The following is a 13,415-nucleotide window of genomic DNA, read 5'->3' on the forward strand; positions in this document are numbered from 1 at the left end:
GGGAAGCGATGAGTTCGTGGATTCGCCGGAACTTCGGCGGGATCGGCCTGACGCAGTCCCCACCGGGCCCACACCTGCCGAGGCTGCAGGAACGGTACGGCGGGCACGTGCTGCTGTGCATCGACGTGAGCGGCTCGATGAGCGGCGGCCTGCTGTCCCAGGCCATCGCCGGCGGTGAGCAGTTCCTCGCCGAGGCCGGAGGCGCGCATTACGAGAGCGGGCTGGTGCTCTGGTCCGATGGGGTGCAGGAGTACGTGCCGCCGGAGGCCCAGCTGCACGACGTGATCTCCGTGCTCCGAAAGGCAAAAGCGGCCGGCGGCACCGTGCTGTCACACGCGCTGCAGCTCGGCATCGACGTGCTGCCGGAATACCCGGGCGACCGCGTGCTGTGCATCTTCAGCGACGGGGCGCTGGCGGACCACGAGAAGGCCAGTGCGCTGGCGCAGAAGGCCTGCTCGATGGGTATCCGCATCATCGTTCGCGGCCTCGGGCGAAAGGCGGCCTCGGCGCTCGCCGATCTCGCCTGCCCCGGCGTGCGGGACGACGACCAGCAGATCGACGATGCGGCCGGTGTCGCGTCCGGCATCGCCTCGATGGCTACCGGCCTGTCGGTGCGCGGCGGCTGACCGGGCTGCGCTCGTGAGTGCTGGTTCCGGTTCTTACCGGAACCAGCACTCACGAGCGATATTCGTGCACGGCGATCACTGCAGTAGGGTGCTGCCGACCGCGACGCGAGGAAGTGAGCCCGATGACCACGACCGGTTCCCGCTGGGCGTACCTTGCTGCGGTGGCTGTCTGACCGTCGTCCAGGAGGGCCGTTCCACGAACGTGCCTGGACGAAGGAAGAATGATTCAGCCTTTTCGCATTTCCGTTTCCGGCGAAGTCCTCGACGACCCGCGCGCACGCTTGGCGCGAACCCGTAGTGCGGGTAGGCGTTGAGCGCGTCGCCGAGGTCGCCGGGTGCAGGTCGCCGGGTGGCAGGTCGGGTGGCAGGTCGGGTGGCAGGTCGGGTGGCAGGTGCATTTCGTGCATCTGCGGGGCAAGCGCGCAAGGCGCGCCCGAGCCGATGCCGCTGGTCCTGACGCACGGCTGGCCGAGCAGCTTCGTGGCGATGCTGCTCGTCGCTGGGCCGCTGACCGATACCGCCGCGCACGGTGACGGTCCCGTACTGGGCCACCGGCACCATCGGCTCGTCGTTCCGGCAGTACGACTACCACCGCAACGACCCGGTACTGGCGATCGCGGTGCCCGGGGCGGTCACGTCGAGCCACGAACCCGCGTTCGTGGACTTCCCGAAGAGCCTCGCCGAGCGCGTTTACCGAGACCCGCGCCACTGGAGCACGCCGCGACGCGGCGGGCACTTCATGGCGCGCGAGGAGCCGGCGCAGGTGGCCGGCGAGTTGCGGCCCTTCTTCCGTCCACTAAGGACTGAAGGTTGATCTGACGGATCGCTGCGGCCAGCGGTCGCGGAGGCCCGCCACTACCGTTTCGAATGCCGGAACAGGTGCATTCGGCCGAATATTTGGTTTCCCGTTATTTGGGAGTGCGGAGCTGCGAACAACGTGACCCATTACACCAATGGTGTATGACTGGTCACGTTGTGATAACGGCAGATTGGATCGGGGGGATACTCGTATTGGCGGTTGCCGCGCACAACCATCGACGCAAAACCACACGACGGTCGTTACGCGGCTCATGGTGCACCGAGGGTCTTGGAGGTTGGCGATGGTCGCGGCGCTGAAAGCGCACGCAGCATGGTTGGTGAACGCGCTGGGGGTGAACCGGAATCCGCTGCGCAGGCCCATCGATCGACTGGCGGCCGGCATCACGGTACTGCTACTCATGATCGCGCTGATCGCGATCCCCGCATCGGGTCTGTTCGGTGCGTCACTGCACGCCGACCTGACGCAGCGGGCGGCGGAGTCGGCGGCCACCACCCAGCCGGTGACCGCAACGCTGACCACCCGTCCCACGCTCAGCGTGCCGGTCTCCGAGGCCTACAGCCAGGATGCCCTCAGCTCCACGGCGGTCGTCGAATGGCGCACCGGGCTGCAGCCGCACTCCACGACCCTCCAAGTACCGGCCGACAGCTCGCCGGGCGACACGTTGACGGTGTGGATCGACCAGGCGGGCAACCGCGTGCCGCCGCCGGCGAGCGCTGGCTCGATCACGATCTCGGCGATCTTCGCCGCGATACTCGTGCTGCTGGTGATCGAGCTGGCCTGCATCGCCCTGATCGCCGGAACCCAGAATTTCGCCCGCCGCATGTCCATGCGGGCGTGGGAACGCGAATGGGCGTTCCTCCAGCACGGCGGCACCTGGTCCCAACGGTAAATTTCCCGTTCTGGATACTGTTTCCAGCCTCGTCCTGCGTTGCAACCGAACAGGGGCGCCGTCAAGAAGGGCAAATCCCCACTGGCATGACGGAATCCTCCTGACGTTCCGCCAGGCAGGACAAGTTTGGATGGTTCTGGTTGAAGCGAACGTTCGTGCCGCCTACCGAGGTGAACAGGCCGTTCGCTTCACCGCGGTTGGCGAGGCGGAACCAGGTCGCTCCCGCCGGGGCGGCCGGCGGAGCCCCCACCCAGAACGAGTTCCCAAACAGCCTCTGTCGCGACCCGAAAACGCTCACGGCCCCGGACCAGCGGGAACGTCAGTTCGGTCGGGGGGCTACCGCTGCGCGGTAGGGGGCGAGCATCTTGCCCAGCCAGGCCTCGCCGATCGGGGTGTCCAGGTCGATCTGCAGCTCCGGTTCGTCGCCGTCCAGGCCGTCCGCGCCGCAGCGGTCGCCGAACAGCACCAGCGCCGGGTTCCCGGTGTCCCTTTTGGACGGCCAGATCAAGCCGTCCGCCCATTCCGCCTGCGATCGGATCCAGGCCGCCCACGCCTGGGTTCGCGCGTAGGCGTCCTCGCCCTCGGCGTCGACCAGCCATGAATCCTGTGCAACCGCGGCAAGATCCGGTGCCGTCAGCAGGCTGACCAGGTTCAGCTCCCGGGCGGTGCGCACCGCGCTGAGCCGCCGCTCGGCGATCTGAGCCCGGCGGACCAGCCGCTGCCCGTTGCCGCCGAACCCGAGGTTGCGCAACAGCACCTCCGCCAACGCCGTCGTCACGTGCAAGCCCGCGTAGTAGGTGGGAAACGGGTCGGCCGCGGTTCCGTCGAACCGGCCGCCCGACGACCCGTTGCCCGCTTGCGCGGGCTTGAACTCGGCCGCGTGCCGCGTGCGGAAATGCAGCCGGAACAGCGTGGTGTCGGCGGGCAGCACGTACTTGTTCGGGGCGGCTTCGAACTCCGGTGGTGGTGTGGCCTCCGGCATGCTCACACCTCCGCCGAGTCTTCGCGGGCGGCGTCGATCAGCGCCCGGTCGGCGACCTGCCCGATCAGCTCGGCGGGCACCCCGCCGAGCCAGTCGTTCGGCCCGAGCCACCAGTCCGCCGCGCCCCACGGGTCCTCCGCGGCGTGCAGGTAGCGGTTCACGGTCCGCACCAGCTCGCGGGGGGCACCGGCGGCGTCGAACTGGAACGCGGGCCACCGGCTCGGGCCGTCTTCCGAAGGCAGCCGGATCAGGTCGGGGTCGGCCGGATCCGCCCCGGCGGCCTCGACCTGCTGCTCGTCCAACGAATCCGCCGCGCGCAGCCGGTCCAGGTCGGGGTGCGGCGCGGAGCTCGTCAGCTGGACGCGCAGGTCCGCGCTCAGCCGCTGCCAGTCCACCGTCGGCCGCCGGAACCGCGACTGGGGCTCGGCCAGCGCCTGCCGGACCGGGTGGGTCATCGGCAGCGCATCACCCAGCAGCGAGGCGATGTCCTCGGCGATCAGCGCCGAGGTCTCCGAATCCGCCGCGTCCTGCAACTCGGCGACCAGCGCGACCAGCCGGGTGAACGTCTCGGGATCGAGCCGGTCGGCCACGTCGTCCCACTCGGTCGCCAGCGCGTCCAGCATCCGCTGTTGACTCAACCGCCGACCTCCTTTCCGGTGGTGCCCACGGTTCCCGTTCGTCCGCGCGACCCGACGAGATCCACGAACCCGACACCTGCCCAGTCAACACCAAGATCCATCGAACCGGGGCGAGAAAGCCGGGATTGCGGAACTCCGGTGCCGCACCCTAGCCGTTGGCCGGGCAGAACAGGGTTTCCCGGCCTCTCCCGCGCCGTTGAGCCGCGCCATGAGCTTCCGGGCGTTCGCCCGGCCATCGCGCCGACCCCGACGCCCGTGCAGGCCAGCTGCGTGACAGCGAGCCCGGACAAAGTGCTTGGCGGCACCGGCAACTGAACGGTCAGGATCCCGTTCTCGGCTGCCCGGTGAGCAGTGGGCGGTCAGACAAGCCTGGGCCGCCGGGCGCGGCGGCGTCGACGCGCACACCAGCGGCCTCGTCGGCAGCGGGGACCGCTACCTGGTTGTGGTGCTCACGCACCACCCGGAGGGTTATTCGCTGCCGAAGGCGGAAAGCCGCGTCACCGCCGTGGTGGCGGAGCCGGCCGCGCTGCTGGACTGAGCCGCTAGGTGTCGGAGGTTGGAGGTTGGTGCTCCTGAACGTTGTTCCCCGGATCGGTACTCGCGGGCGTAGCGGGTTTCTTCGGCGAGGATTCGCTGGTAGCGCTTGACTTGCCCGGTTGCGGCTCGGTGTAGCGCAGCGGTGCGGCGTGGCGTCAGAACGAGTCCCCGACCGCCGTTGCCAGGCGCGCGGCGTCCTCGTCGTCGTGGTTGCCGACGGTGAGCGTGAGCTTCTTAGCGCCGCGGTAGGCGGCCCTTCCTGAGGCCGGGGTGCCGATGATGCCGATGATCGGGCTGACCGCAGCATCCGGGCGTTGGCCCAGCAGCGTCCCGAGAACTGCGGCAGCGGCTTTCATGACCTTCCCAGCTTCGCCGGCGAAGCTGGAACGGACGAGCCGAGCCGGGCCCCAGGTCACGTAAGCGAGGTCCGGATTCTCATTGGTGGCAAGGATGCCGAGCAACTCGTTGGCTCGACGCTGCTGCGCGTTGGACCTCGCGAAGGTGAACCCCTCGCGCATCTCGAGATCGTCGAAGTCGATCGCATCATCTCGCGCACCCGGAACGGCCATGTTCACGATGACCGGCCGCTCGGCCGCATGGAGGAGCGCGGCGAGTCCCGTGACGAACAGGTACTTGGAGATGAAGAACAGCACCCAGGACGCCTCATGCCCCTCGACCGTGGCGTGTCGACGTTGCCGGATGAACGAGGCCGCAAGAACCAGTGCGTCGATTCGCGCGTGGTTCGCCTGCAAGTGTTCGACCACGCGGCGGCTGTCAGCGACCAATGACAGATCAGCCGCGACGAAATCCGCTCGTGACGCCGCTGACTTGTCGTTGCCCGTCACGGTCGTGAGCAGCGCGTCGAACTTGGCACGGCTTCGCCCGATCACCACGACGCGGTCACCCGTTCTCAGGAAGTGACGCGCCAGCGCTGCTCCCATGCCGTCGGTGCCTCCGGTGATCACGATCGTCCGCATGCCCTTTCCTCCTTGTTTCGGAACCGGTGTTCCGGATCAAACTAGCATCGACGGAACAGATGTTCCGAATCGCTATAGTGAGGGGATGGCCGAGGATCGGAAGCAGCGACGAGACGCCGTCGCCAACAGGGAGCGGATCTTGGTGGCCGCGGGAAAGGCCTTCCGGGACAACGGCATGGCCGTGGACATGCGCGCCATCGCCGCAGCGGCCGGTGTCGGCATCGGCACCCTCTACCGGCACTTCCCCACACGCGAGCACCTCGTGCAGGCCGTGACAGGGACCGACCTCGCCGACCTCGCCAAGGCAGCCCTTCCCAAAGGAGTACCCGCGATTGCCGGACTCCGCGAGTTCTTCGCCTCGACGATGGCTCAACTCGCCGGCAACAAGGCGATGGTCGATCTGCTCGCCGTCGGATCACCGTCGAACGAGGATCTCGAACGATGCCTCTCGCACCTCACCAAGATTGGCCAGCAGGCTGTCGATCGCGCCCGGACCGATCACACCCTCGGCACCGATGTGACCGCTCACGACATCGCCTACCAGCTCCTCGGTCTCATCCGCATCGCGCAGCTGATCCCCGACCCCGAACCCAGCGTGATCGGACACCAGGTAGATCTCGCGCTACGCAGCCTCGCCGCAGAGTAGGGGTCTCGAAACCAGGCCAGCGACTGCCCTGCCCTGACCTGCCGTCAATGTCCTGCCCCGCTAACCGCTCACCTGGTGCCCGGCGATGTCGGTGCGGGCCTTGGCCACCGCCTTCTGGTCCATGCCGCCAATCTTGAGCTCGAAGCGCACATCGTTGCCGCCCTCCAGCTCCTTGGCGTGCACCGTCAGTTCACCGGTTTCGGACATGTTGAAGGTGATCTCGATGCGGCAACCGGCCGGGCGCGCCGGGATGCCGGTGAGCATGCCGGTCCCGACCTTGGTGTTGTCGGCCGGTTCGTCCGACGCGAGCGGACCGGCCTGCTCCCACACCTCGATCTCGACCATCCGCTGGTTGTCGACGGCCGTCTGGAACGGATACGGACCGGTGTCGGCGGGCAGCTCGGTGTTGGCGTGCAGCAGGTGCGCCACCATCTGCCGCGCCCGCATCGGATCGGTGAGCGCCAGCGGATCACGCGGGTCCACCGCCTTGACCCCGAACGCCCGCGGCACCACGGTGGCGACCCGCTTCTTGGCCATCGCGTCGACGTCGGCCGCGCTGATCCCCAACTGCCGTTCGGCCGGCGCGCCCTGAACCTTCTTGGCCTGCCTGATCAGCGCGAACAGGGCCGCGCCCTTGGCGACCGCGAGGTCCGGTTCGGAAAGCCGGGCGTCGAGCCCGAAGCGCTGCTTGAGCCCGCCCGCCACGGCGGGCATCCGGGTCATCCCGCCCGCCAGCAGCACCTCGTCGAACCGCTCGACGCCCTTGCGCCGGGCGGTTTCGATGATCCGCTCAGTGATCGACATCGTCCGGTCGAGCAGGTCGGCGGTGAGGTCCTCCAGCTGCTGCCGGGTGACCGGCACGGTGACCGCGGCGCCCCCGGCCCGCAACGCGACGTTGCGGGACATGGTGGCGCTCAACGCCTTCTTGACGTCCTCGGCGCGGTCGGTGAACTCCTGCATGGCCTGCTCGTCGGCGCTGGGATCCAGGTTCGGGTGCGCGTCCCGGAACGCGGCCAGCAGGTGGTCGACGATCCGCTGGTCCCAGTCCGCGCCGCCGAGCTCGCCGTCCCCGTCGGTGCACACCACCTGGATGTCGTGCCCCGACACCCGGATCACGGTGGTGTCGAAGGTGCCGCCGCCCAGGTCGTATACCAGTACGTGCCGGGCCTGCGGCGAGTCGTCCAGCGCATGGTGGTGCAGCGCCGCGGCGACCGGCTCGTCCAGCACGTCGAGCACGTTCAGCCCGGCGATCGCCCCGGCCTTGCGGGTGGCGTCGCGTTCGGCGATGCCGAAATAGGCGGGCACCGTGATCACCACGTCCCGCACGGTGTGCCCGGTGTTCTCCTCGGCGGCGCGGGCGAGTTCGCGCAGGATCAGCGCGGAGATCTTCTCCGGGGTGTAGCGGTTGCCGTGGTAGGTGAACTCGGTTTTCCTGCGCCCCATGTCGCGCTTGACCAGCTGCGCCACCAGGTGCGGCGCGAGCAGCGCGGAGTTCTTCGCCGCCGTGCCCACCAGCGCCACGCCAGGCCGCTCGAAGTACACCACCGAGGGCGTGGTGTCCTCGCCGACCGCGCTCTTGGCGATCACCGGGCGTGCCGCCTCGTCGATGTGCGCGATGCAGGAATGCGTGGTGCCGAGGTCGATGCCGAACGTGGCCGGCGCCATGGAGCTCCCTTCGTCGTGCCGGTGCTAGCGGCCTTGGTAGGTGAATCCTGCCCAGTGGGCGAGCCCGGTGGGGTCGATGTCGGCGAAAAACGCCGCCAGTTCTTCGGGAATACCGGAAAGCGGGCGGCGGCGCGGGTCGAGCATCCACTGCTGCGCGGCCCGCAGCGCGCTCGCCGGGTCGGCATAGCCGGAGTTGAGGTAGTGGTGGAACACGATCATGAACATGGCCGTGGGAATGTCCTCGACTTCCCAGCGGGTGCCGACCACCCCGGCGGCACCCGCGGCGAGGAACGCGGTGGACAGCGTCAGCACCTCGTCGTGCTCCCGGTCGGTGAGGTCGCTGGCGCAGGCCGCGAGCACGACCAGCGCCCCGGCGGCGTCGCGCGGCCGGTCCCGCGCCTGGCGCAGGATGTCCTGCACCGGCAGCACTTCTTCGGAGCCGAGCAGCAGGGCCGATTCGGTCGGCAGCTCCGCCGGGGTGGCGTGGCAGGCCAGGTGCAGCAGCGAGGCGGTGGGCAACTGGGCGAGCACCTCGGCCGGTTTCGGCGGTTTGCGGCTCCGGTTGCGCCGCCTCGGATCGGACGGTTTCCCCAGGTAGGCGCCGTGCGCGTAGTGCGTGTCGTGGATATGGCCGAGTTCGTGCCGGCTGAAGTGCAGCTCCGGCATCCGCACCAGCATGGGTTCGCTGGCCCAGGAACGGGTTTCGCGCCGGCCGGCCTCGACGAACTGCCGTGCCGACGCCGCGTAGCAGATGATCGCGTCCTGGCAGGCGTAGCGGACCTTACCGCCGGGCACTCGCCGCCGTGCGGCGTGCCACGGCACCGTGCCCAGCTTTCCCACGGGTACCAGCACCATTCGCAGCGGGCGCTCGCGCGACCCGGCGGCGACCAGGTCCAGCACCGGGTTCAACGCCGCGGTCCAAGCCCAGTCGCAGACGTTCTCCAACGCCGCCCGCCACTGGTCCTCGACCTCGCGGGAGCGTTCGCGCTGCATCCGGTCGAACCGGGCGACCGGGCCGTCCTCGGTGAGCTGCGCCGATTCCACCCGCTCGACCCGCCCGTCGGCGGTGACCAGCACCGCGACGCCGGGCAGCAGGTAGACCAGAGCCCGGGTGCGCGCGGCGCGCAGCCCGGCGGCGATCTCCGCCACCGGCGGCGGGGCCAGCAGCTGGGCTTCGACGTTCGTTCCTTCGAAGGCACGGAGGACCCGGGAACGAAGGTCGCTGGGCAGCGCGGCATCGGCCACGCTCGCGGTGCCGGAAGCGCCGTTGTCCCAAGGTTGTTGTTGCCCAACCTCGGATTCCCACCGGTCGGCGAGGTCCGCGTGCCCGTTCTCCCGCAGCAGGGCCGGCATGTTCGCGTCGACCGTCGCAGCGTGCAACACCATGCCGCGCCCCAACTCCAACGCCTGCACCGCAGCCTCCGGTTGTCCGGCGGCGAGACACCAACGGCTCACGTCGGCTGCTTCGCCGGCCGCGGTGCTCGCCGTCTCCAACGCCCGGCGCGCGCTGGACTGCAGCAGCACGCTGCGGGCCCGCTCGCGCAACGCATCCAGCCCGGTGGTCACGGATCGCTGCGGATCGCGACGCACGCCGTCGCCGCGGGTGAAGTAGCAGTCCGCCAGCGAGTGCAGCAGGTTCGCGGTGTCGAACGCGCCGGGTTCCAGCTCGAACTCGCGAAGCACCTGCTCGAACCGGTCGATGGCGTTGCTGAGATCACGTGGTGCGCGGGTGAATTCGAAGCGGGTCCGCAACGCGGTCGCCAACATGTAAAGCGCCTGCCAGCGGTTCTGCGGGTACACGTCGGGTTTGGCGCAGATCTCCACCATCATGCCGATGCCCCGGTTGAGCATCCCGAGATCCCGGGTTGCCATCGCCTGGCCGACGCAAGCCACCGCGGCACCGAGCGCCTCGTTCGGCTGGTCGAAGTGGTGATCAGGCACCTGGTCGAGCGCATCGAGAATGGCGTCCGTCGCGCTGCGCACCTCGTCCTTGTCGATGGCGTCCAGGCGGAACTCGCCGCCGTTGATCATGCTCCGAAGCAGCCGGATCGAACCCAGCGCACTCGCGAACCGGGGCCGCAGCACGCTGTCCGGCGGAAGTTCCGACAGCAGTTGCCCGAGTTCCGCGCTTGCCTGGTCCAACGCGTCGGGATCGGTGCGGCTCGGGGAAATCCGGCTCACCGCGGAGGTGAACCGCGCGAGCACGTCGTCCCCGCCGACGCTTTCCGCGTAGTAGCGCGCGGCGTCGAGGTCCTCCCGGGCGCCAAGGGCCATGAACCGCTGGGTGAGCAGGGCGCTCAGCCACGGCATCATCAACGGCCGCAGCTGGTGGTCCGCGGGCAGCAGCTCGTCGGCGCGCTGCATGTTCTCCACCGCGGTGTCGAGCAGTTCATCGGTGCGATCGGTGATGGCTTGGAGGCCGTCGGCGGAGCCCAGCAGAAAGTGGTTGACGCCGGTGTTGACCGGATCGGCCAAGCCGCGGCGGATTGCCCGCTCGCACATTTCCCGAACCCTGGCCAGTGATTTCGGCGACTGCGCACGGTCGACCACGACCGAGCCCAGCAGCGCCATCGTCAGCTGGGTGAGCACCGAGGCGCGATCCGGATCGTCGTCCGCGAAATACTCCAACGCGTGTTCCAGCCGCTGGATGATGGCGGCATGCTCGGCCCGGTCGAAATCGGAGGGCTCCTTGCCGGGCGTGACCAAGGAAGTGCGCAAACCGCTGAGCAGCAATGGGCGCATGGGGTGGTCGGCCGGTAAGGCCGCGGCGGCCGCGGCGATCTGGGCAGTCGCGGCGTCGGTGTCCTCGGAGCTGCCCGTGACCTCTGCGAGCTTGGCGGCCAGACCTGCTTGCAGCCCGGCGAGTTCTTGCTTGCCCGGCTCGCCCTCGGGCCAGCTGCGCGCCGCGTCGTCGAGCTCGCCGATCGCCGTCTCCCAGTCCTCGCGGGACGAGTTGTCCAGGTTGCCCGCGGCTTGGACGAGGACCTTCCAGGTGGTCACGGAGCTCTCGGCGGCGGCGTCCGGGGAAAGCGCGTCCAGGTGACGGCGAACCTCGGGGAGCTCATCGGTGGGGAGTGACATCCGGTCGCCGATGTTCGCGTCGAGGCGGCCGTGGCGCACCTCGGCGGGCACGTCCCTGGCCACGATGAGGAAGGCCAGGCCGATGTGGCAGGCATCCGACATGCTGGTGTCGAGCGGGTGTTCCAGCGCGTCGGTGAGATCTTCGGTCGCGCTCCGATGATCGGTTTCGTCGCCGCCCATCGACAGGAACCGGACGGTGTGGATCAGCCCACGCGTGAGGCGGAGCTGGTTCCGCAGCGGCGAATCCGGCAGCAGGGCGCACGCCGTGTTCAGGTCGGCCAGTGCCGCGTCGGACTCCTCCAGGGCACCCAGGTTGACGACCATCTGGCCGGTGATCAGGCCGATCCGGCCCACGATCTCGGCCGCGTCGTCGGACAGCAGCGGCCGCAGCTGCCGCAGATAGCCGACGGCGGTGCGGAATTCCTCCTTGTCCCCGCGCTCGGCGAGCAAAGCGTGCGCGAGGCCGAGCTGGTAGAGCGGCGCGGCGCGGGCGGGAGAGTCCTCGGCGAGGTGGTGCAGCAGGTTCCCGGCGACCTCGATGACTTCGTCGACGTCCGCGCCGGTGGTCTGGGCGCGGTGCAGCAGCAGGTCGGCCAGCTCCACCAGGATCTGGTAGGCGGTTTCGTCGTCGAGTTCCCCGGCGAGCTGGGCATACCGCTGCGCGATGGCCTCGTCGAGCTCCGCCGGATCGGCAGTCATCGAGCACCTCCCGAGATGATCAAGAACCCCGCCCCAGCTTAAAGCCAGCACAGCTGGACCCCCACCGGTCCAAGCGCCGATTTCGCGCGAAATCGCCGCTCCGCACGTGTGGCCGGTGTCGATTTCGCGCGAAATCGCCGCCCCGGGACTGCGGCGCGCCAGGGTTGGGCGTTTCGGGCCGGTGCGGTTTCCGCAGCCGGCCGAACGGCGGCGGGCGAACAGGTGAATTCCGTTCTGCCGCATCGGTTGTCCGCGTAACCTCCCGATGTTCGCCGTTCCCGACCCGAAGGAGACACCGGTGGGCAGACGAAACCTGTTGGCCGCGGCGTTGTCGGCGGCCGTGGTGACGGCGACGCTGGCCGCGCTGCCCGCCGTTGCGGCCCCGGACGAAGCGCCCAACCTCAACGATTTCGTGCTCAACAACACCAGCGGTGACCTGCAGTCGAGGGTCGACAAGCTGGACGCCCAACTGCCGAAGCTCGGCGTGCAGAACATCCTGGACCAGGCCAACCGCAAGGGCAGCACCGGAAGTGCATGCACCTCGCCCGCGCTGGACACGATGCAGGAACCGACGCTGCGGAAGTTCTGCTTCAACGCCGGGGACACCGACACGACCGTGTGGATGCCGCAGGGCATCACCACCGTCGCCGACGCGCAGGACGACCAGCAGTGGGGAACGAAGCAGGCGCTGCTGGTCAGCTGGTACAACAAGGACACCAGCCCGGTCAAGGGTGTGCGGGTCTCCTTCCTTGACCCGGCGACCAGCAAGTACCAGCACGTGCTGCTGGTCTACCCGTACATCAACAGCAACGGGAACCCGTCCTACGAGGCGGTGACCACGCCGCAGGCGGGCAACGGCGGAAGCGTCCACTCCGGCGGGATCGTCTGGTACGGCAACTACCTCTACCTCGTCGACACCGCCCGCGGCATCCGGGTTTTCGACATGCGCTACATCTTCGACCTGAAGTCGGCGAGCAACGGCGACACCGCCGACCAGAACCAGGTCGGCCGCCAGAACAACGTCTACTACGGCTTCGGCTACCGGTACGTGATGCCGCAGGTCGCGGGCTGGTCGAACCCGGAGGGCGTGATCGACCTGCCGGGCGAGTACAAGTGCACGGCCGCGGGCAGGCAGCGCTACTCGTACGTGTCGCTGGACCGCAGCACGACGCCGGACACCCTGCTGACCGGCGAATACTGCGCGGACCAGGGCGATCCGAACCTCAACGGCCGAGTGGCGCGCTGGGACCTGGACGCAGCGACGGGCCTACCGAAGCCGGACGGTGACGGCGTCTGGCGCGCGAAGTCGGCGTACCGGCTGGCGAAGCCCCGCGTTCAGGGCGCGACGGCCACGGACGGCCGCTGGTACCTCAGCAGCACCGGCGGAGGAACGACCGGTCCGGGCCACTTCCAGGCTGCGTTGCCGGACAAGGCGACCGGGCCGGGAGTGCTCACAGTGGACGGTCCGGAGCGCGACGTGGCGATCGGCGTGGAGGACCTGTCGTACTGGCCGGGCAAGAACGAGGTCTGGACGGTCACGGAGCACCCGGGCAAACGCGTGCTCTACAGCGTGCCCCGCGCAACGGTGTGAGATCCGGTCCGGGAACCTCCCGGGCCGGAACCGCCGTCACTCGGCCGATAGCACGAGAAGTCCGAGACCTATGAGCGCGACGAGAATGGTCAGCAGCATTTGGCCCGTGATGCCGAGGAGGAGCGCGAGGGCCAAAGCGCGCACGGCGAACTGTCGCTGCAGCCGGGAAACATCGGACGGTGTGCCGGACGATGGTGTGACCATCTCTCTCCTCCGAGCGGGCCGGGAGTGCTTCTCGGTATGTCGTCAATTTGGGACCAGGCC

The 13,415-nt window shown here is 69.0% G+C and carries 12 protein-coding genes; 6 read left to right on the forward strand and 6 right to left on the reverse strand.

Annotated elements, in window-relative coordinates:
• The first annotated feature begins 8 nt into the window (after positions 1-8).
• The 3 genes from FDZ84_RS18210 (at position 9) to FDZ84_RS18220 (ending at position 2,335) form a co-directional block, all read left to right on the forward strand.
• Positions 9-626 carry a VWA domain-containing protein gene (locus FDZ84_RS18210; RefSeq protein WP_168586894.1) on the forward strand — a complete coding sequence of 206 codons (618 nt, stop codon included), beginning with the start codon at positions 9-11 and terminating at the stop codon, positions 624-626.
• Positions 627-1,155: 529 nt separating this feature from the next.
• Positions 1,156-1,440, forward strand: a complete 285-nt coding sequence (locus FDZ84_RS18215; protein WP_168586895.1) for a hypothetical protein — start codon at positions 1,156-1,158, stop codon at positions 1,438-1,440.
• A 286-nt stretch (positions 1,441-1,726) separates the two neighbouring features.
• Positions 1,727-2,335: a hypothetical protein gene (locus FDZ84_RS18220; RefSeq protein ID WP_168586896.1), complete on the forward strand. Its 609-nt coding sequence runs from the start codon at positions 1,727-1,729 to the stop codon at positions 2,333-2,335.
• 319 nt (positions 2,336-2,654) lie between these two features.
• Here the strand turns inward: FDZ84_RS18220 and FDZ84_RS18225 are convergent, their stop codons facing one another.
• Together FDZ84_RS18225 and FDZ84_RS18230 are read right to left on the reverse strand one after the other, a co-directional pair.
• A complete protein-coding gene (locus FDZ84_RS18225; protein ID WP_168586897.1) occupies positions 2,655-3,317 on the reverse strand; it encodes an RES family NAD+ phosphorylase in 663 nt (220 codons plus the stop codon).
• Between the two features lie 2 nt (positions 3,318-3,319).
• Positions 3,320-3,955, reverse strand: a complete 636-nt coding sequence (locus tag FDZ84_RS18230) for a hypothetical protein (RefSeq protein WP_168586898.1) — start codon at positions 3,953-3,955, stop codon at positions 3,320-3,322.
• Positions 3,956-4,250: 295 nt separating this feature from the next.
• Here FDZ84_RS18230 and FDZ84_RS18235 point away from each other — a divergent pair, with 295 nt between their 5' ends.
• On the forward strand, positions 4,251-4,493 hold the full coding sequence (locus tag FDZ84_RS18235; protein ID WP_246869084.1) for a hypothetical protein: 243 nt from the start codon (positions 4,251-4,253) through the stop codon (positions 4,491-4,493).
• A 154-nt stretch (positions 4,494-4,647) separates the two neighbouring features.
• Here the strand turns inward: FDZ84_RS18235 and FDZ84_RS18240 are convergent, their stop codons facing one another.
• Positions 4,648-5,469: an SDR family NAD(P)-dependent oxidoreductase gene (locus tag FDZ84_RS18240; RefSeq protein WP_168586899.1), complete on the reverse strand. Its 822-nt coding sequence runs from the start codon at positions 5,467-5,469 to the stop codon at positions 4,648-4,650.
• 85 nt (positions 5,470-5,554) lie between these two features.
• Between FDZ84_RS18240 and FDZ84_RS18245 the strand changes: the two genes are divergently transcribed.
• On the forward strand, positions 5,555-6,115 hold the full coding sequence (locus FDZ84_RS18245) for a TetR/AcrR family transcriptional regulator (RefSeq protein WP_168586900.1): 561 nt from the start codon (positions 5,555-5,557) through the stop codon (positions 6,113-6,115).
• A 60-nt stretch (positions 6,116-6,175) separates the two neighbouring features.
• Here FDZ84_RS18245 and FDZ84_RS18250 read toward each other — a convergent pair whose 3' ends face one another.
• Entirely contained in the window at positions 6,176-7,780 is a 1,605-nt protein-coding gene (locus FDZ84_RS18250; RefSeq protein ID WP_168586901.1) for an Hsp70 family protein, read from the reverse strand.
• Between the two features lie 24 nt (positions 7,781-7,804).
• Complete coding sequence (locus tag FDZ84_RS18255) at positions 7,805-11,560, reverse strand: CHAT domain-containing protein (protein WP_168586902.1); 3,756 nt, start codon at positions 11,558-11,560, stop codon at positions 7,805-7,807.
• Between the two features lie 298 nt (positions 11,561-11,858).
• Between FDZ84_RS18255 and FDZ84_RS18260 the strand changes: the two genes are divergently transcribed.
• The gene (locus tag FDZ84_RS18260; RefSeq protein ID WP_168586903.1) at positions 11,859-13,151 is read left to right on the forward strand and encodes a hypothetical protein; all 1,293 of its coding nucleotides are present in this window, start codon (positions 11,859-11,861) and stop codon (positions 13,149-13,151) included.
• Between the two features lie 36 nt (positions 13,152-13,187).
• On the opposite strand, the gene FDZ84_RS18265 is transcribed toward FDZ84_RS18260, so the two are convergent.
• Positions 13,188-13,355, reverse strand: coding sequence for a hypothetical protein (locus tag FDZ84_RS18265; protein ID WP_168586904.1), 168 nt, complete (start codon positions 13,353-13,355; stop codon positions 13,188-13,190).
• Positions 13,356-13,415 lie beyond the last annotated feature (60 nt).

The sequence above is a fragment of the Saccharopolyspora sp. ASAGF58 genome, assembly GCF_012277335.1.
Taxonomy (GTDB): Bacteria; Actinomycetota; Actinomycetes; order Mycobacteriales; family Pseudonocardiaceae; genus Saccharopolyspora; species Saccharopolyspora hattusasensis.

What these genes read in the sequence shown, in the direction of transcription:
- FDZ84_RS18210 (WP_168586894.1), top strand. Translation starts at nt 9, where the DNA reads ATGAGTTCGTGGATTCGCCGGAACTTCGGCGGGATCGGCCTGACGCAG.
- FDZ84_RS18220 (WP_168586896.1), top strand. Translation starts at nt 1,727, where the DNA reads ATGGTCGCGGCGCTGAAAGCGCACGCAGCATGGTTGGTGAACGCGCTG.
- FDZ84_RS18245 (WP_168586900.1), top strand. Translation starts at nt 5,555, where the DNA reads ATGGCCGAGGATCGGAAGCAGCGACGAGACGCCGTCGCCAACAGGGAG.
- FDZ84_RS18255 (WP_168586902.1), bottom strand. Translation starts at nt 11,560, where the DNA reads ATGACTGCCGATCCGGCGGAGCTCGACGAGGCCATCGCGCAGCGGTAT.
- FDZ84_RS18225 (WP_168586897.1), bottom strand. Translation starts at nt 3,317, where the DNA reads ATGCCGGAGGCCACACCACCACCGGAGTTCGAAGCCGCCCCGAACAAG.
- FDZ84_RS18250 (WP_168586901.1), bottom strand. Translation starts at nt 7,780, where the DNA reads ATGGCGCCGGCCACGTTCGGCATCGACCTCGGCACCACGCATTCCTGC.
- FDZ84_RS18265 (WP_168586904.1), bottom strand. Translation starts at nt 13,355, where the DNA reads ATGGTCACACCATCGTCCGGCACACCGTCCGATGTTTCCCGGCTGCAG.
- FDZ84_RS18240 (WP_168586899.1), bottom strand. Translation starts at nt 5,469, where the DNA reads ATGCGGACGATCGTGATCACCGGAGGCACCGACGGCATGGGAGCAGCG.